The following is a 17200-nucleotide window of genomic DNA, read 5'->3' as shown; positions in this document are numbered from 1 at the left end:
AAAACCATCCCGACACCGCCGCCGCGCCGTGATCCTGGCATGCCAGGATCACGGCGTCAGGCACTGCAGAAGCAGCATCTGAACGGTAGGGCAGCATGACCACGACCCTGGCCGCGAGCACCGCCCATTCCGGCGCTAAGTCCCTGCTGTTCCTGCCGCTGGAGGGGGCGATCGTCGCCCCGGCCGGCTGGCGTCGCGGCACCGCGACCCTGCCGCGCACCGCGCTGGCGCCGATCGCGGCCATGGTCGAGGCCGCGCTGCCGGCGCTGTGGGCGGAATGCGCCACCGCCTCCGACGATCCTGCGCGGGCCGCCCGTCTGGGCGCGCGCCTCTGGCCCCAGGCGGCCGAGGTCCTGTCCGGGGCCGGCCTTCCCCCCGGCTGGGCAGATACCGGGCTGCGCGCCGAGGATGCCGCACCGATGCTGGCGCTCACCGCCTGCGTGTTGCGGGGGGCGGAGGCGCTCTGGGCCGCGCTGCGCGGCGATCCTCCCGACCCCGACAGTATCCGCGCCGCGCTGGCGCCGCTGCTGGCGGGGGGCACAGCGGCCTTCCAGGCGGGGCTCGCGCTGCTGCTTGGGCGCTCCCCCGCGCCGGGGACGGTGGCGGCGGCCGCGACGGGGATCGACCCGCGCGCGGCCGCGATCACCGAACAGGCGCTGGATGCGCTGCTGGAACGCTGCCAGGTGCCGGTGCTGGCGGCCGAGACGCTCTCCGGCGCCACCGCCGCCGCGGAAGGCTTCGCGCGGCTGCTGGAGGATCTGAACGCCGCCCCGGCCGGCGACCGCGCCCGCCGCCGTGGCCATCTGCAAGCTCTGCGGCGGGAGGCGCAGGCGGCCTGCCAGTCACGCTTCACCACGGCATTGCAGGCGGATCTGTTGCTGCCTTTGGCCCTCGGCGGCGATGCGCTGGCGATGGAGGAGGCCGCCCGGGCCCTGCGGCGCCTGGCGCGGGCGGCGGGGCGGATCGGCGACCCCTTGCCCTATAGCCGCGCCATCACCGGACTGCTCGGGGCGGTCGCGCAGCGCCCGGCCGGGCTGTCGCTGATGGCCGCGGCGCGGCTGACCGAGATCCTGGCCGGGCCGGAGGCCGCATTGGCGCTGCTCGACGCGGGTTAGCCGCCGCGACGCGCAGCCTGCCTGCCGCGATGGCACCCAGGCCCTGTAGTGTTCCCGATGCCCCCAGCTTTCGTGGCCGCCCCCCTTGGAGGTCCCGCCGCCGGCCGCCATCCTCGGCCGCATGCAGATCCTGATCCTTGGCGCCGGCGTGACCGGCCTGTGTGCCGCCTATGCGCTGGCACGCGATGGCCATGCCGTCAGCATCGTCGAACGCAACCCGGAGGCGGCGCGGGAATCCTCCTTCGCCAATGGCGGGCAGCTTTCCTATTCCTATGTGGCGCCTCTGGCCGGGCCCGGCGTGATCCCGAAAATCCCCGGCTGGTTGCTGAAATCCGATAGCCCGATGCGCTTCCGGCCGCGGCTCGACCCGGCGCAATGGCGCTGGGGCCTGAAGTTCCTGGCCGCCTGTACGCCGGCGATGGCGGATCTGACCACGCGGCGGCTGCTGCGCCTCTCCGCGCTGTCGCGCCGGCTGGTGCATGGGCTGGTCGAGGAGGAGGGGCTGGACTTCGCCTATTCTCGCACCGGCAAGCTGGTGGTGCTGTCGGACCAGGCCTCCTTCGACGCCGCGCGCGCGCTGATGGGCTACCAGGCGACCCTCGGCTGCACGCAGGAGGCGCTGGATGCCGCCGAGGTGCTGCGGCTGGAGCCCGCCCTCGCCCGGATCGCGCCGCGGCTGGTGGGCGGTATCCATACCCCGGATGAGGAAGCCGGCGACTGCCGCGCCTTCTGCCTCGGGCTCTCCCGCATCCTGACGCGGCGCTACGGCGTCACCTTCCACTGGGGCACCCCGGTGCGGGAGCTGGTGGCGCAGGGCGGGCGGCTGCGGGCGGCGATGGTGCCGGCGGGGGCGATGGAGGCCGATGCCTTCGTCCTCGCCGCCGGGGCCGCCGCCGCGGGGCTGCTGCGGCCCTTGGGTGTGTCGCTGCCGCTCTATCCGCTGAAGGGCTACAGCCTGACCGTGCCGATCGCGCGCGATGACGCGGCCCCGCGCATCAGCGTCACCGATGCGGCGCGCAAGACGGTCTATGCCCGCCTCGGCGACCGGATGCGGGTCGCGGGAATGGCCGATCTGGTCGGGCATGACACCAGCATCTGGCCGGATCGGCTGGACCTGTTGGTGCGCGAGGCGCGCGCCGCCTTCCCTGATTGCTCCGACTGGTCCCGGATCGGGCCCTGGACCGGGCTGCGCCCGGCGACGCCGACCGGCGCGCCGATCCTCGGCGCCTGCCCGGGCCTCGCCAATCTGATGCTGAATGTCGGGCAGGGGGCGCTCGGCTTCACTCTGGCCATGGCGAGCGGGCAGGTCGTGGCTGATGCGCTGGCCGGGCGGCCGGCGCCGATCGAAATGGATGGTTTTCAACCGGCGGATCACGGGCTCTGATGCACCCCAATTCCCCAAGCACAAAAGGATCCAGGATGTTCCGCTCGCTCCGGACCGCGCTCGTCGCGGCCGCATTGCTCGTGCCGGGCCTCGCCGAGGCCCAGGCCCCGGCCCCCGCCGCCAACCGCAGCTCGCCCACCCTCGATGGGGTGCGGTCGCGCGGTTATCTGCGCTGCGGCGTGTCGCAGGGCACGCCCGGCTTCTCGGTGCCGGACGGCCAGGGCGTCTGGCATGGCTTCGACATCGACTTCTGCCATGCGCTCGCCGCCGCGGTGCTCGGCGACCCGGCCAAGGTGCGCTTCACGCCCTATTCCGCCCAGGCCCGCTTCACCGCGCTGCAATCGGGTGAGATCGACATCCTCAGCCGCAACTCGACCTTCACCTTCCAGCGCGACGTGCAGCTTGGGCTCGAGTTCGCCGCCATCATCTACTACGACGGCGCCGGCTTCCTGGCCCGCCGCCAGCCGGGGCTGACCAGCGCCAGGCAACTCGATGGCGCCACCGTCTGCGTGCAGACCGGCACCACCAACGAACTCGTGGTCGGCGATTTCGCCCGCACCAATAACATCACCCTGACGCCCTTGGTGATGCAGGACATGGAGGAAATCCTCCAGGCGCTGTTCAGCGGCCGTTGCGATGCGATGAACTGGGATCGCGGCGCGCTGGCCGGCACGCGGATGCGCGCGCCGAACCCGGATGACTTCGTGCTGCTGCCGGAAGTGCTCTCCAAGGAGCCGTACAGCCCGGTGGTGGCGCAGGGTGACCAGCGCTGGCTGGAGATCGTGCGCTGGCTCGCCTATGCGCTGATCGAGGCCGAGGAGCAGGGCGTGACCCAGGCCAATGTCGAGGCGGCGCTGACCAGCACCAACCCCGGGACCCGCCGCTTGGTCGGCAATGCCGGCGGCTTCGGCGAGATGCTCGGCATCGACAACCGCTGGGTGTTCAACGCGATCAAGGCGGTGGGCAACTGGAGCGAGCTGTTCGAGCGCAACCTCGCCCCCATCGGCATCGACCGTGGCGTGAACCGGCTGTGGAGCCAGGGCGGGGCGCTCTACGCGCCGGCCTTCCGCTAACGCTACAGATATCCGGCAGGCGGTAGTGACCCCGCCTGCCGGATCGAGCCATCCTATGCGACGGTCCGCTGACCGGATCAGCAGAAATGCGCGCCCTTGGTTTCGACCGCGACGGCGTAGAGCGACTGGCTCGCGGTCATGAACAGGATGTTCCGCCGCGCGCCGCCGAAGCAGACATTGGCGCAGATCTCCGGCAGGCGGATCTGGCCGATGCGGTCGCCATTGGGGGCAAAGATATGCACCCCGTCATACCCATCCCCGATCCAGCCGGCCGAGGACCAGATGTTGCCCCGCTCATCGGCGCGGATGCCGTCCGCCTGGCCGGTGCGCCCCTCCAGCGTCATGTTCGCGAAGGTGCGGGGGTTCTTCAGCCGCGGCCCATCCACGTCATAGGCCCAGATGATGCGCTTGGCCTCGGGGTAGTGGCTGGAGCCGGTGTCGGCGATGTAGCAGGTCTTGTAATCCGGCGAGAAGCACAGCCCGTTCGGCTTGAACGGCTCGTCCGCGAGTTTGGTCAGGCTGCCGGTCTGGCCATCGATGCGCCATACCGCCTCCTTGATGAAGGGCCGCACGCTGTTGGCGGAGGCGGGCACCCGCTCGCCCTCGTAGTTCATCAGCGCGCCATAGCCCGGGTCGGTGAACCAGATGCTGCCGTCCTCGGGATGGACCACCCCGTCATTGGGGGCGTTGAAGCCGCCTTCGGGGCTGCGGGCGGCGAGGATGGTCTGGCTGCCGTCCGGCTCGTAGCGCACCACGTCGCGGTTGAGGTGGCGGAAGCCGATCTGCCGGCCCTCGCGGTCGAAGGTATTGCCGTTGGAGAAGCCCGAGGGGCTGCGGAACCGGCGGCTGACATGCATATCCTCCTCGGTCAGCCGCAGCGCCTCATTGTTGGGGATGTCGGACCAGACGAGGAAGCGGCCGTTGGCGTGCCAGGCCGGCCCCTCGGCCCAGCCCATGCCGGTGTGCAGGCGCCGGATCGCGGTATTGCCGAGGCCCGCGTTGAAGCGGCTCGGGTCCAAGGCGATGATGTCGGGGTCGGGGTAGCGCTGGGGCGGCGCACCGGGTCCGAAGACCCGTTGGGCGGCCGCGGGCGCCGCCGTGGCGGTGAGGGCGATGGCGCCGAGCAGGCCCCGCCGCCCGAGGGGGGTGGATGTCGTCATGCTGCGATGTCCTCCTCACCCCTCTTGCGCGGGGGTGTGGGGACAGCATGGCACCACGACCGGCGGTAGTGGTCGCCGATCACACGGCTGTGAAGGCGCGGCTCAGCTTACGCTCGCTTCCCGCGTGTTTTGCCGAAAATTCAAACCGGAGATTGCGCCAGGCGTGACAGGCTTCAGCCCGCCGCCTCGTCGCGGAAGTAGGGCACGACCTCGCCGGTCAGACGCATGGTCAACGGCCGGCCCTTGCGTTCCATGCTGGTGCCGATGGTGACGCGGACCCAGCCCTCGCTGACGCAGTATTCGTCCACATTGGTCTTCTCCACGCCCTTGAAGCGGATGCCGACGCCACGCTCCAGTGCTGCGGCATCGTGGAAGGGGCTCTTGGGATCGGCGGAGAGCCGGTCGGGAGGGGTATCGCTCATCCGCGGGTGATACCCAGCCCGGGGCCCGGCGCCAAGGTCAGATGCACCGATCAGATCCCGCGCCCGGCGAGCAATCCGCCGGTCGCGCCGCCATAGCCCATCGCCTGGCGGGCAAACCAGCGCTTGGCCCGCGGCAGCCGGTCCACCGCGGCGATGCCCAGGCGCCGGGCGATCCGCGCCGGGCCGAAATCATTGCCGAACAGCCGTTCCAGCGTGTGGGTGACGCCCAGCACCACCAGATTGTCGCCCCGCCGCGCCGCCTGGTAGCGCGCCAGCACCGCCGCACCACCGGGGTCCTGCCCGGCATTCACCGCCTCGATCACCGCCTCGGCCAGCGCCGCCACATCCCGGAAGCCGAGGTTGAGCCCCTGGCCGGAGATCGGATGGATGCCATGCGCGGCATCGCCGACCAAAGCGAGGCGGGTGTCGGTCAGGCGCGAGACATGCATGGCGCTCAGCGGATAGGACCAGCGCCGGCCGACCGGCGTGACCGCGCCGAGATGCCCGCCCAGCCGGCGGGCCAGTTCGCGGCCGAAGGCGGCATCCGACAAGGCGAGGGCGGCCTCACCCAGCCGGCGCCCCTCCGACCAGACATAGGCGGAGAGATGCGGGTGCGCCGCGGTGCCGGTCAGCGGCAATTGGGCGAAGGGGCCGCTCGGCAGGAACTGCTCCAGCGCCATGCCGTCATGCGGGCGTTCATGCGCGAAGGCGCCGACCATGCCCAACTGGCGGTAATCCAGCCCCGCCTCAGCGATGCCGGCCGCGCGGCGCAGCGGGCTGCGGCGGCCCTCGGCGGCCACCACCAGCCGGGTCGCGATGGAGCGGCCATCGGAGAGGCGCACCACCGCGCCCTCGGGCGTGCGCTCCACCTCGGCGGTGGCGGGCGCGAAGACGTGCAGATTCGGCATGTCCGGCAGCCGGGCGTTCAGCGCGACGCGCAGCGCCCGGGCCTCGACCATCCAGCCGAAGGCGGACTCGCCCGTCTCGGCCGCGTCGAAGGTGAGGCCGAGCGGGGAGGCGCGCTCCCCCGGGCGGCCATCGGCGACGCGGATGGTGCGGATCGCGCAAGGGGTGGTCGGCAGGCGGTCCCAGACCCCGGCCGCATCCAGCAGATGGCGGGAGCTGGCGGCGATGGCATAGGCCCGGCCATCGAAATCCGGCAGCTCCATCGGCGGCAGGGGGGCTGCATCGACCATGGCGACCGACACCCCGGCCGCCGCGAGCAACGCGCCGAGCGTCGCGCCCACCGGGCCGGCGCCAATGATGCAGAGGTCGGTCTCAAGGCATGGGGTCATCTGCTCATCTGCTCCCTGATGGGGCGCCGGCCGAGGCCGTCGTTGCCCAAGAACTGTGCAATCGGCACAAGAAACACAGCGTAATCGTTTCGGTTTTCATCCCCGACCCGGCGCGCAAGCAGGGGTTGCAACGAATTTCGCGCAGGCGGCCGCCGCGTGGCGGCCGTGGCACAGGTCTTGGAACGGAGCCAAGCAGTGGTGGCATGAGGGGGCACTGTAGACACATGAAGCTGGTGATCGCGATCATCAAGCCGTTCAAGCTCGACGAGGTGCGCGAAGCGCTGACACCGCTGGGTGTCCAGGGCCTGACCGTGACCGAGGTCAAGGGCTTCGGGCGGCAGAAGGGGCAGACGGAGATCTACCGCGGCGCCGAATACCACGTCTCTTTCCTGCCGAAGCTGAAGATCGAAGTGGCCGTGCCGGCCGACATGGTGGACGCCGTGGTGGAAGCCATCGCCTCGACCGCCCGCACCGGCAAGATCGGCGACGGCAAGGTCTTCGTGCTGGACGTGGAGCGCGCGCTCCGCATCCGCACGGGCGAGACGGACAACGCGGCGCTGTGATGCCGAAGCCAACCTATCATAAACAAGGGGACTCCGAATGATGCGGTTTCTGGCGCGCGGCGCCTTCGCGGCTCTGCCCGCTCTGCTTCTGGCTCTGCCAGCCTTCGCGCAGGATGCCGAGGCGAAGGTCGATACCGGCGATACCGCCTGGATGCTGACCTCCACCGCCCTGGTCCTGCTGATGACCGTCCCGGGCCTGGCGCTCTTCTATGCGGGCATGGTCCGCAAGAAGAACGTGCTGGCGACCATGATGCAGTCGGTGGCGCTCGCCGCCATCATCTCGGTGGTCTGGATGGTCGTGGGCTACAGCCTCGCCTTCGGTGAGGGCGGCTCCTATGTCGGCGACTTCTCCAAGCTGCTGCTGACCGGGGTCGCGGCGAACTGGGACAAGCCCTTCGTGCTCGGCTCGGGCGACGCCGCGGCGGCGATGACCATCCCCGAAACCGTGTTCATCATGTTCCAGATGACCTTCGCGATCATCACCCCGGCCCTGATCGCCGGTGCCTATGCGGACCGAATGAAGTTCTCGGCCGTGGTGCTGTTCTCGATCCTCTGGTCCATCCTGATCTACAGCCCGATCTGCCACTGGGTCTGGCACCCGAATGGCTGGATCTTCGCGCTCGGTGCGCTCGACTTCGCCGGTGGCACGGTCGTTCACATCAACGCCGGTGTCGCGGGCCTCGTCTGCGCCCTGGTGCTGGGCAAGCGCGTCGGCCTCGGGACCGAGAACATGTCCCCCTTCAACCTAGCCCTCGCCGTCATCGGCGCGAGCCTGCTGTGGGTGGGCTGGTTCGGCTTCAACGCGGGTTCGGCGGTCGGTGCCGCCGGTCGCGCGGGCATGGCGATGCTGGTCACGCAGCTTGGCGCTGCCGCGGCGGCCATCGGCTGGATGTTCGCCGAATGGGTCACCAAGGGTAAGCCGAGCGTCCTCGGCGCCATCTCCGGCGTCGTCGCCGGTCTCGTCGCGATCACCCCGGCGGCGGGCTTCGTGCTGCCGGTGCCGGCGCTGATCATCGGCGTGATCGCGGGTCTGGCCGGCTTCTGGGGCGCGACCGCGCTCAAGCATGCCCTGGGCTATGACGACAGCCTGGACGCCTTCGGCGTGCATGGCATCTGCGGCATCGTCGGCGCCATCCTGACCGGCTGGTTCGCCTATGGCCCGCTCTCGGGCACGACGGCGGCACCGGATGGCGTCTCGGGCTCCTTCGCCCAGGTCATCCTGCAGTTCTACGCAGTGGCCGCGGTGTTCATCTACACCGCCATCGGCACCTTCATCCTGCTGAAGATCACCGATCTGGTCGTCGGCCTGCGGGTGACCGAGGAAGAGGAACGCGAAGGTCTGGACGTGTCGCTGCACGGCGAACGCCTGGGCTGATCGCCCCACCCAGAACCGAACAAGGCGCCGGGAGCAATCCCGGCGCCTTTTTCACGCCCGGCGCCTTTTTCACGTTCGGGATGTGGCGGAAAAACACGATGCATCATGGGCCTGCGGTGCTAGGTTCGGGCGCCACCTGAAGCAGTCCGATGCCCATGCCCCGCGCCGCCCTTGTCGAGACCCAGCAACCCGCCACCAGCCGGCGCTTCGCCTCGCCGGCGGTGAAGGCCGCCCTGCGCCGCCGGGCCGCCGAGGTCCTCGGGCTGGTCCTGGCCCTGGGGGGGCTGGCACTGCTTGTCGCACTCGGGACCTATGACGTCGCCGACCCCTCGCTTTCCACCGCGACGGACCGCCCGGCGGGCAACCTCGCCGGGCCGATCGGGGCGATCCTGGCCGATCTGCTGTGGCAGGCCTTCGGCTGGGCGGCGCTGCTGCTGCCGGCCTGCCTGCTGGTCTGGGCCGCGCGGCTCGCCTCCCGCCGCGGCCTCGCGCCCTTCGCGGGGCGGCTTGCGGCGCTGCTCGCGGGGCTCGTGCTGGTCGCCGCCGCCCTGACCCTGGCGCCGCTGCCCGCCGAGCTTCCCTCCCCCGCCGGGGCCGGTGGGGCGGCAGGGCCCGTGCTGGCGCATGCCATCATGGGGCTGGCCGGGGGCAATCCGGAATTCGGCATGGTCACGGCCGGGCTGATCATCGTGCTCGCCCTCGGCACCGCCTGGTTCGCCCTGGCGCTGCCGCGCGGGTCGATGAAGCGCACCGCCAAGGTTGCCGGCCGGGGCGCCGCCGGGGGGATGGGCTGGCTGTTCCGCCGCGTGCGCCGCCCGGCCCGCGACCCCTTGGCCGAACCCGTGCGCATGCCGCAGCCGGCCCGGGCGTCGCCGCCGGCGCGGGTGCCGCCGAGCCTGTCGCCACGCATGCCCGCGTCCGAACGGAGGCCGGAACCGGATGTCGGGCAGGCGCCCGCGCAGGCTGCCCCCCCCCTCCGGGCCGGGCCTCATCCCCCCTCCGAGCCCGGCCTTGCCGCACGCGCCCTGGGTGCCGCGGCCGGCATGCTGCGCCGCGCGCCGGCCGCCGCCGATCCGCGGCTATCCGCTTTGCTGCGGAACGCGGATACCGCCGCCGCCCGCGCCACCGGGCCGCTTGATATCCCCCGCGGCGACCGCCCCCGTGTCGCCGAGCGCAACCCGCCACCGCGCAAGGTCCCCCAGGCGGCGCAGCCGCCGCTGGACCTGCCGGATGGCCGCTACCGCCCGCCACCGCTGTCGCTGCTGACCCCCGCGCCCGAACGCCGGGACCAGGGCCCCTCCGAGGAAGCGTTGCAGAACAACGCCCGCATGCTGGAAAGCGTGCTGGAGGATTACGGCGTGCGCGGCCGCATCGTCGAAATCCGCCCCGGCCCGGTGGTCACGCTCTATGAGCTGGAACCCGCCCCCGGCACCAAATCGGCCCGCGTCATCGGGCTCGCGGATGACATCGCCCGCAGCATGAGCGTGCTGGCCGTGCGTATCGCGACCGTGCCCATGCGCAACGTGATCGGCATCGAGATGCCGAATGCCAAGCGCGAGATGGTCTATCTGCACGAGCTGCTGAGTGCCGCCGACTGGGCGCGCAACCCCGGCCGCCTGCCGCTGGCGCTGGGCAAGGACATCGGCGGCGCGCCGGTCGTCGCGGATCTCGCCAAGATGCCGCATCTGCTGATCGCGGGCACCACCGGCTCGGGCAAGTCGGTCGGCATCAACACCATGATCCTGTCGCTGCTCTACCGCTTCACGCCGGATGAGTGCCGGATGATCATGATCGACCCGAAGATGCTGGAACTCTCGGTCTATGACCGCATCCCGCATCTGCTGGCCCCGGTCGTCACCGAACCGCCCAAGGCGATCGGCGCGTTGAAATGGACGGTGCGGGAGATGGAGCGGCGGTATCGCTCCATGTCGCAGCTCGGGGTCCGCAACATCGCCGGCTACAACGAGAAGATCATCGAGGCGCAGCGCACCGGCCAGGTCCCGACCCGCCGCGTGCAGACCGGCTTCGACCCCGAAACCGGCAAGCCGGTGTTCGAGGAGCAGCCGCTGGCGCTGACCCCCTATCCGATGATCGTCGTGGTGATCGACGAGATGGCCGATCTGATGATCGTCGCGGGCAAGGAGATCGAGGCCGCGGTGCAGCGCCTCGCGCAGATGGCCCGTGCCTCGGGCATCCATGTGATCATGGCGACGCAGCGGCCGTCGGTGGATGTCATCACCGGCACCATCAAGGCGAATTTCCCGACCCGGATTTCCTTCAGCGTCACCTCCAAGATCGACAGCCGCACCATTCTGGGCGAGCAGGGGGCGGAGCAGCTTCTGGGTATGGGCGACATGCTGCACATGGCCGGCGGCGGGCGGCTGTCGCGCGTCCACGGCCCCTTCGTCAGCGATGAGGAGGTCGAGCGCGTGGTCGAATGGCTGCGCGAACAGGGCGAGCCGAGCTATGTCGAGGAAGTCACCGAGGCTGAGGAGGATGACGGCTCCAACCCCGGCCTCTCGGGCATCGCCGCCGGCTCGGATGCCGAGAAATCGCTGTTCGACCAGGCGGTGGAACTGGTGACGCGGGAGGGCAAGGCCAGCACCAGCTTCATCCAGCGGCACCTGAACATCGGCTACAACCGCGCGGCCAAGCTCATTGAGCAGATGGAGAAGGAAGGCGTGGTGGGGGGCGCCAACCACGTCGGCAAGCGCGAGGTGCTGGCGCAGCGGCGGGATGATGACTGATCCGGATTAGCCGTTCCCAAGCGGCGGGGGGATGTCCTAGGGTCGATGCATGAGCGCATCGGCCCCCACCGCCGGAACGGGTTCGCTGACCTTCCTTGTGGATGCGTTCGGCACCCGCGCGTCGCCGCTCCGGGTCTTCGCGGATGCGCGCATCGGGCGGCTGTACGAGGTGATCCAGAGCGAGCAGCACACGGTGCCGACCGCGGCGACCTTGCTGTGGCAGGCCGTCCTGCGCACGCCGGGGTTTGCCCGCGCACTTGTCGAGGCGGGCTACAATGGGCGGCCCTCCGACCAGTCCTTCAGTGTGGGCTATGGCGCCCCGCCGCCGCGCCGCAACTGGCCGCCGGACTGCCTCGTGGTGCCCCACAGCGAATACGATACCTTCAGCCTCGTCGTCTTCGATCCGGGCCGGGGGTCGCAGGAGCCGGTGTCCTTCCCGGTTTTCCCCATCGCCGAGGAGGTGGCGCGCGCGGTCGAGGAGGTGCGGTTCCGCCTCCAGCGGCTGCGGCCGCAGCAGGCCGGGCCGCTGGCCTATGCCCTGGACCCCGGCTTGATCGCCGGCCTGGCCGAGCAGGGGCCGCTGAATGTCGTGCTGATCCGCACGCCGGAGACCGAGCCCTCCTCCGCGCCGACCCCCGCCGAGGCCGTGATCATCGCCAACGGCCAATCGGCCAGCGCGGGCGTGCTGGCCCGGCGCCAGGGCGGCAACCGCATCGGCCTCACCACCGCGCGGCATCTCTTCGCCGAGGCGGGGCTCGGCCCGGTGCCAGGCGTCACCCAGGCCAGCGTGCGTGGGGTGCTCGCACTGGTCGATGCCGCCGATCTCTCCAGCGATTGCGCCTTCCTGCTGCCCGACGACCCCGGCACCGATTTCGCGACGCTGCTGCCCTGCCGGAGCGTGGCCGGCATCCTCTCCGGCATGACGCCGCGGCAGAACGAGACCATGAGCTTCGAGGGCTCCCACTCCGGCCCGCAGCAGACCATCGTGCGCGGCTGGTCGCCGGAACTGCCCTGGGTGTTGCAGGACATGCAGATGCGGGTGGTGACCGACCGCGTGACCGCGGGCGGCGATTCCGGCGCGGCGCTGGTCGATGGCGATGGCCATGTCTGCGGCTTCGCCTATCGCACCACGAAATGGGGCGTGAAGCCCGAGATCAGCAACTGGATCTGGGCCGATAGCGCCATGCAGGCGCTTGGTCTCACGCTATATCCCTGAGGGAGGGCCGCATGTCCTGGTTTGGCGATGCCTGGTCGGGGGTGAAAGACCTCTGGCAACAGGAGGGCGAGGAGCAGGCCTTCGGCTTCCTGGGTGCAACCCAGGTGCCGGGCGGGGTGGGGCCCGCGCCGATCCCGCCGAACGCCGCCTATGTCACGGTGAAGCTCGCCAGCCTGCGCCTCGTGCATGTGCGCAAGGGGCTGACGCGCTTCTGCCCGGTGGTCCATAGCCATTTGTCGGTGAGCCACCGGCGCGGCAGCGATGCGGAATTCCGCTGCGTCACCACCCCGAACGGGCTGATGGACCTCGATGCCGCGCATCTGGATCGGGTGGTGCAGGCGAACCTGCCGCTGCTCGGCCCGGTGCCCTACCGGGCCGGCGATATCGCCGCCGAGATCGGGCTGTTCAGCCTCAAGACCGCGGATCTGTTGCAGCCCTATCTGACCCTGCTCGGCAAGGTTTCGGCGACGGCCGGGGTGTCGCTCGTGGACAAGGCGCTGCCCTTCGCCGCCCTGCTGTCGGAGGGGTTGCAACTCCTCACCGGAGGGGCGGCGGCGCAGATGATCGAGGTCGGTTACAATGGCGGGCTGCCGGCGCAGAGCGGCTGGTTCGTGCTGGCCCGCGCGCCCAAGGGGCAGGCGCAGATCGGCACCGTCCGGGTCGATCCGACCGACCACCGGCTTGTCCTGGCCGGCGGCGGGGCGCCGCCCTGGCCCTATCTGCTGCTGCGGATCGAGGCCTCCGACCGGCTCGATTCCTGGACCGACATCCCCGATCTGTTCGCCCGCTATGACGCGCTGCAAAAGGCGGTGGTGGAGGGCAAGGAGGCGGATGTGAAGGAGACGCTGGCCGTGTTCCGCCGCTTCGCGCTGTTCTGCCCCGACCTGCTCGGCGCCCATGCCAGCAAGCTGGTCAAGGAGGTCGAAAAGCAGGTGGATGAGGCGATGGGCGAGGGGCCGGCGCCGATGACCCTGACCAGCGCGCCCTTGCGCCAGCGCCGGATGCTGGCCGCGGCGATCGACCCCTTCGCCTGACGCTATGTTCCTGGGGCTCAGATCCCGCAGATCGCGCGGAACGCATCCTCATCCAGCACGGTGATCCCAAGGGCCGCCGCCTTGGCCGCCTTGGAGCCGGCATCGGCACCGACCACCAGGAAATCCGTCTTGCCGGAGACGGCTTTGGCGACCTTGGCGCCGAGCCGTTCGGCGATGGCGCCGGCCTCGTCCCGGCTCATATTCGCGAGGCTCCCGGTGAAGACCACGGTCTTGCCCGCCAGCGGCCCGTCCAGCCCGCCGGTCTCCGCCTCATCGGGCGTGACCTCGCGGGCCAAATCGTCCAGGGCTTCGACATTGCGCGGCTCGTCGAAGAAATCGGTCAGCTCGGTCGCGATGGCGGGGCCGATGCCCTGGATGCTGCCGAGCTCCAGCCGCGCATCGCTGCCAATCACCCGCGCCTCCAGCATCGCCGCGCGCCAAGCCGCAAAACTGCGGTAGTGGCGGGCCAGCAGCTTGGCGTTCTGCTCGCCGATCCGGCGGATGCCGAGGGCGAAGAGGAAGCGTTCCAGCGGCACCCGGCGCCGCGCCTCGATCGCGGCCAGCAGGTTCGTGACCTTCTTCGCCTCGGTCTTGGACTTGCCGCCCCAGCCTTCCCAGCCGCGCAGGGTCTCCGCATGGGGCGCGAGGCGGAAGATATCGGCCGGGGTATGGACCAGCGTCTCGTCATAGAGGCGCTGGATATTCTCCTGGCCCAGCCCCTCGATATCCATGGCGCGCCGGCTGACGAAATGGATCAGCCGCTCCACCGCCTGGGCCGGGCAGATCAGCCCGCCGGTGCAGCGCCGCACCACCTCATCCGGCGGGCGCACCGCATGGCTGCCGCAGGCGGGGCAGACGGTGGGCGGCTGCCAAGGGGTGGTGCCGGGCGGGCGGCGTTCGAGCACGACCTCGACGATCTGCGGGATCACATCCCCGGCGCGCTGAATGACGACAGTGTCGCCGATGCGGGCGTCCAGGCGAGAAATCTCATCCTCATTGTGCAGGGTCGCGTGGCGGACCAGCACGCCGCCGACATTGACCGGCGCCATCACCGCGCGCGGGGTCAGCGCCCCGGTGCGGCCGACCTGGATCTGGATGTCCTGCAGGATGGTGGTGGCGCGTTCGGCCGGGAATTTCCAGGCGACCGCCCAGCGCGGCGCCCGGCCGACGAAGCCGAGCCGCGTCTGCAAGGCGAGGTCGTCGATCTTGTAGACCACGCCGTCGATGTCATAGGCGAGCCCGGCCCGCTGCTCGCCCAGGCGCTGCTGGAAGCCGGCGGCGGCGTTCTCGTCAGGCAGCACCTCCGACAGCGGGTTCACCAGGAAGCCCCAGCCGCGCAGCCGCTCCAGATAGTCCCAATGCGTCGCCGCCACGGGCTCGCTGGAGGAGCCTTGCGCATAGGCGAACAGCTTCAACGGCCGCCGCGCCGTCACCTCCGGGTTCAACTGCCGCAGCGAGCCGGCAGCGGCATTGCGCGGATTGACCGGGATGCGGATGGCCTCGCCGGCTTTTTCGCCCGCGGTACGCCGGCGCTCGCGCTCCTCGAAGGCGGCGGTCTGCTCGGCGAGGAAGGCCAGGAAATCGGCCTTGTCCATGAAGACCTCGCCACGGATCTCGATGCTGGCGGGGTAGGGCGGCTTCAGCATCTGCGGCAGGTCATCGAGGGTGCGGAGATTGGCGGTGATGTCCTCGCCCTCCAGCCCGTCGCCGCGCGTGGCACCTCGCTGGAACACCCCATCCTCATAGGTCAGGCTGACCGAAAGGCCGTCGATCTTCGGCTCGCCGACGAAGACCAGCGGGATGTCCTCCGCCAGCCGCAGGAAGCGCCGCACGCTGGCGCAGAATTCGGCGAAGCCTTCGGGGGCGAAGATATTGTCCAGGCTCAGCATCGGCACGCCGTGCCGCAGCTTGGCGAAGCCCGAGGCGGCGGGGGCGCCGGGGCCGGCCCGGCTCGGGCTGTCGGCGCGGATGAGATCGGGGAACTCGGCCTCCAACGCCGCATTCTCGGCCAGCAGCGCGTCGAAGGCCGCATCCGTCATGATCGGCGCGTCATGCTGATGGTAGGCGAGGTTCGCCTGGGCGATCAGCCCGGCCAGCCGGGCCAGCTCCGCCGCTGCCTCCGCCTCGGTCACGTCAGCGCCGCCAGCAGCTCGTCGGCGGCGGCGCGGGCGGCGTCGGTGACGCGCTCGCCGGCCAGCATCCGCGCGATCTCCTCCCGCCGCGCGGCGGGGAGCAGGGCGGTCACGCTGGTCTCGGCCCGCTCGCCGGTCACGGATTTGGCGACCTGATAGTGCTGCGCCCCGCGCGCCGCGACCTGCGGGCTGTGCGTGACCACCAGCACCTGCACCCGTGCCGCGACGGCGGCCAGGCGCTCGCCCACGGCGGCGGCGGTGGCGCCGCCGATCCCGCTGTCCACCTCGTCGAAGACCAAAGTCGGTACTGGCGAGCCGCGCGCCAGCACGACCTTCAGCGCCAGCATCAGCCGGGACAACTCGCCGCCCGAGGCGATCCGCGCCAGCGGCCCCGGCGTCTGGCCGGGGTTGGTGGAGACCAGGAACTCCACCCGATCCTGCCCATCCGGGCCCCAGGCCGCTTCGGGCCGGGGGGTCAGTGCCACGGTCACCCGCGCGCGATCCAGCTTCAGCGGCACCAGCTCGGCCGAAAGTGCCGCATCCAGCGAAGCCCCGGCTGCGGCGCGGCGTTCGGTCAACCGGCCGGCGGCGGCGACATAGGCGGCGCGGCCGGCGCGGGCCGCGGCCTCCAGCGCCACCACCTGCCCCGATCCCGCATCCAGCGCCGAGAGCCGTTCCTTCAGGCGCTCCAGCAATTCGGGCAAAGAGGTGACGGCGACGGCGTGCTTCCGGGCGGCGGCGCGCAGGGCGAACAGCCGCTCCTCGGTCGATTCCAGTGCGCGCGGGTCGGGGGCGGCCTCCTGCACCAGGCGGGCGAGCAGGGTTTCCGCCTCGGCCAGCGCATCCTGGGCGGTGCCGAGCAGGATCAGCGCGGGCTGGATGCTGTCATTGGGCGGGGGCATGCGTTCCAGCGCGCGGGCGGCGTTGCGCAGCGCCGCGGCCGGGTTGCCGCCGCCGCGCCGGTCGCGCGGGGTCAGCTCCGACAGCGCGCCGGCCACCGCCTCGGCCCGCTTCTCGCCCTGTTGCAGCCCTTGGCGACGTTCGGCGAGTGCTTCTTCCTCGCCTTCCTCCGGGGCCAGGGTGCCGAGTTCGCCGACCGCGTGGCGCAGCCAATCCTCATCGCGCTGGGCCTCGGCGATCGCGGCGCGGGCGGCCTCCAGCGCGCGTTCGGCGGCGCGCCAGTCGCGATGGGCGAGGGCGACGGCGGCGCGATCCGCCTCGAACCCGCCGAAGGCATCGAGCAGCCCGGCATGGCTCGCGGGATCGGCGAGGCCGACCTGGTCATGCTGGCCCTGCACCTCGACCAGCAGCGCGCCGAGGCGCCGCAGCAAGCTCACCCCCACCGGCTGGTCGTTGACGAAGGCGCGGGAGCGGCCGTCGGCCTGCACCACGCGGCGCAGCACGATCTCCTCCTCGGCCTCCAGCCCGTGTTCGAGCAGCAGCGCATAGGTGGGGTGGGCGGGGGGCGGCTGGAAGGCGGCGGTGACGCTCGCCTGCGACTGGCCGGCGCGGACCAGCCCCGATTCGGCCCGCACGCCGAGCGCGAGGCCGAGGCTGTCGAGCAGGATGGACTTGCCCGCCCCGGTCTCCCCGGTCAGCACCGAAAGCCCGGGGCCGAAGACGAGGTCCAGCCGTTCGATCAGAACGACATCCCGGATGGCGAGTGCGACGAGCACGGCCGAGC

General features: G+C 71.2%; 13 protein-coding genes. 8 read left to right on the top strand and 5 right to left on the bottom strand.

The features are described 5' to 3' along the window. Positions 1-95: 95 nt before the first annotated feature. From C8P66_RS21810 to C8P66_RS21800, 3 genes are all read left to right on the top strand, one after another. Positions 96-1115 carry a hypothetical protein gene (locus C8P66_RS21810; protein ID WP_111400405.1) on the top strand — a complete coding sequence of 340 codons (1020 nt, stop codon included), beginning with the start codon at positions 96-98 and terminating at the stop codon, positions 1113-1115. 121 nt (positions 1116-1236) lie between these two features. Then, positions 1237-2499, top strand: a complete 1263-nt coding sequence (locus tag C8P66_RS21805; RefSeq protein ID WP_111400408.1) for a D-amino acid dehydrogenase — start codon at positions 1237-1239, stop codon at positions 2497-2499. A gap of 35 nt (positions 2500-2534) precedes the next feature. Next, complete coding sequence (locus tag C8P66_RS21800) at positions 2535-3572, top strand: amino acid ABC transporter substrate-binding protein (RefSeq protein WP_111400404.1); 1038 nt, start codon at positions 2535-2537, stop codon at positions 3570-3572. Positions 3573-3649: 77 nt separating this feature from the next. Here the strand turns inward: C8P66_RS21800 and C8P66_RS21795 are convergent, their stop codons facing one another. The 3 genes from C8P66_RS21795 to C8P66_RS21785 all read right to left on the bottom strand — a co-directional run bounded on the left by C8P66_RS21795 (position 3650) and on the right by C8P66_RS21785 (position 6449). Beyond that, positions 3650-4732, bottom strand: coding sequence for an SMP-30/gluconolactonase/LRE family protein (locus C8P66_RS21795; RefSeq protein WP_111400403.1), 1083 nt, complete (start codon positions 4730-4732; stop codon positions 3650-3652). A gap of 173 nt (positions 4733-4905) precedes the next feature. Beyond that, positions 4906-5154: a DUF3297 family protein gene (locus tag C8P66_RS21790; protein ID WP_111400402.1), complete on the bottom strand. Its 249-nt coding sequence runs from the start codon at positions 5152-5154 to the stop codon at positions 4906-4908. A 50-nt stretch (positions 5155-5204) separates the two neighbouring features. Further along, positions 5205-6449 carry a UbiH/UbiF/VisC/COQ6 family ubiquinone biosynthesis hydroxylase gene (locus C8P66_RS21785; RefSeq protein ID WP_111400401.1) on the bottom strand — a complete coding sequence of 415 codons (1245 nt, stop codon included), beginning with the start codon at positions 6447-6449 and terminating at the stop codon, positions 5205-5207. A 224-nt stretch (positions 6450-6673) separates the two neighbouring features. On the opposite strand from C8P66_RS21785, the gene C8P66_RS21780 reads away from it, so the two are divergent. The 5 genes from C8P66_RS21780 to C8P66_RS21760 all read left to right on the top strand — a co-directional run bounded on the left by C8P66_RS21780 (position 6674) and on the right by C8P66_RS21760 (position 13384). Continuing rightward, entirely contained in the window at positions 6674-7012 is a 339-nt protein-coding gene (locus C8P66_RS21780) for a P-II family nitrogen regulator (RefSeq protein ID WP_111400400.1), read from the top strand. Positions 7013-7052: 40 nt separating this feature from the next. Beyond that, positions 7053-8387 carry an ammonium transporter gene (locus tag C8P66_RS21775; RefSeq protein ID WP_111400407.1) on the top strand — a complete coding sequence of 445 codons (1335 nt, stop codon included), beginning with the start codon at positions 7053-7055 and terminating at the stop codon, positions 8385-8387. Positions 8388-8536: 149 nt separating this feature from the next. Beyond that, positions 8537-11134 (top strand): FtsK/SpoIIIE family DNA translocase, encoded by a 2598-nt coding sequence (locus C8P66_RS21770; protein ID WP_408882271.1) that lies wholly within the window; start codon positions 8537-8539, stop codon positions 11132-11134. Positions 11135-11183: 49 nt separating this feature from the next. Further along, positions 11184-12350, top strand: coding sequence for a serine protease family protein (locus tag C8P66_RS21765; RefSeq protein ID WP_111400398.1), 1167 nt, complete (start codon positions 11184-11186; stop codon positions 12348-12350). Between the two features lie 11 nt (positions 12351-12361). Next, a complete protein-coding gene (locus C8P66_RS21760; protein ID WP_111400397.1) occupies positions 12362-13384 on the top strand; it encodes a hypothetical protein in 1023 nt (340 codons plus the stop codon). Positions 13385-13401: 17 nt separating this feature from the next. Here the strand turns inward: C8P66_RS21760 and ligA are convergent, their stop codons facing one another. After that, a complete protein-coding gene (ligA, locus tag C8P66_RS21755) occupies positions 13402-15516 on the bottom strand; it encodes an NAD-dependent DNA ligase LigA (protein WP_111400396.1) in 2115 nt (704 codons plus the stop codon). Continuing rightward, positions 15513-17192, bottom strand: coding sequence for a DNA repair protein RecN (gene recN, locus C8P66_RS21750; RefSeq protein ID WP_111400395.1), 1680 nt, complete (start codon positions 17190-17192; stop codon positions 15513-15515). Before recN ends, ligA begins: the two co-directional genes overlap by 4 nt. Positions 17193-17200: the final 8 nt, after the last annotated feature.

This window comes from Humitalea rosea (genome assembly GCF_003253705.1).
In the GTDB taxonomy this organism is placed as follows: domain Bacteria; phylum Pseudomonadota; class Alphaproteobacteria; order Acetobacterales; family Acetobacteraceae; genus Humitalea; species Humitalea rosea.
Note: the sequence above shows the minus strand (reverse complement) of the source record. Positions and strands in the feature narration are given on the sequence as shown.

Bases quoted from the DNA above. Each gene is read 5' to 3' on its own strand.
- C8P66_RS21790 (WP_111400402.1), bottom strand. From the start codon at position 5,154: ATGAGCGATACCCCTCCCGACCGGCTCTCCGCCGATCCCAAGAGCCCC.
- C8P66_RS21800 (WP_111400404.1), top strand. From the start codon at position 2,535: ATGTTCCGCTCGCTCCGGACCGCGCTCGTCGCGGCCGCATTGCTCGTG.
- C8P66_RS21760 (WP_111400397.1), top strand. From the start codon at position 12,362: ATGTCCTGGTTTGGCGATGCCTGGTCGGGGGTGAAAGACCTCTGGCAA.
- C8P66_RS21780 (WP_111400400.1), top strand. From the start codon at position 6,674: ATGAAGCTGGTGATCGCGATCATCAAGCCGTTCAAGCTCGACGAGGTG.
- C8P66_RS21795 (WP_111400403.1), bottom strand. From the start codon at position 4,732: ATGACGACATCCACCCCCCTCGGGCGGCGGGGCCTGCTCGGCGCCATC.
- C8P66_RS21770 (WP_408882271.1), top strand. From the start codon at position 8,537: ATGCCCATGCCCCGCGCCGCCCTTGTCGAGACCCAGCAACCCGCCACC.
- C8P66_RS21810 (WP_111400405.1), top strand. From the start codon at position 96: ATGACCACGACCCTGGCCGCGAGCACCGCCCATTCCGGCGCTAAGTCC.
- C8P66_RS21765 (WP_111400398.1), top strand. From the start codon at position 11,184: ATGAGCGCATCGGCCCCCACCGCCGGAACGGGTTCGCTGACCTTCCTT.
- C8P66_RS21805 (WP_111400408.1), top strand. From the start codon at position 1,237: ATGCAGATCCTGATCCTTGGCGCCGGCGTGACCGGCCTGTGTGCCGCC.
- C8P66_RS21785 (WP_111400401.1), bottom strand. From the start codon at position 6,449: ATGACCCCATGCCTTGAGACCGACCTCTGCATCATTGGCGCCGGCCCG.
- C8P66_RS21775 (WP_111400407.1), top strand. From the start codon at position 7,053: ATGCGGTTTCTGGCGCGCGGCGCCTTCGCGGCTCTGCCCGCTCTGCTT.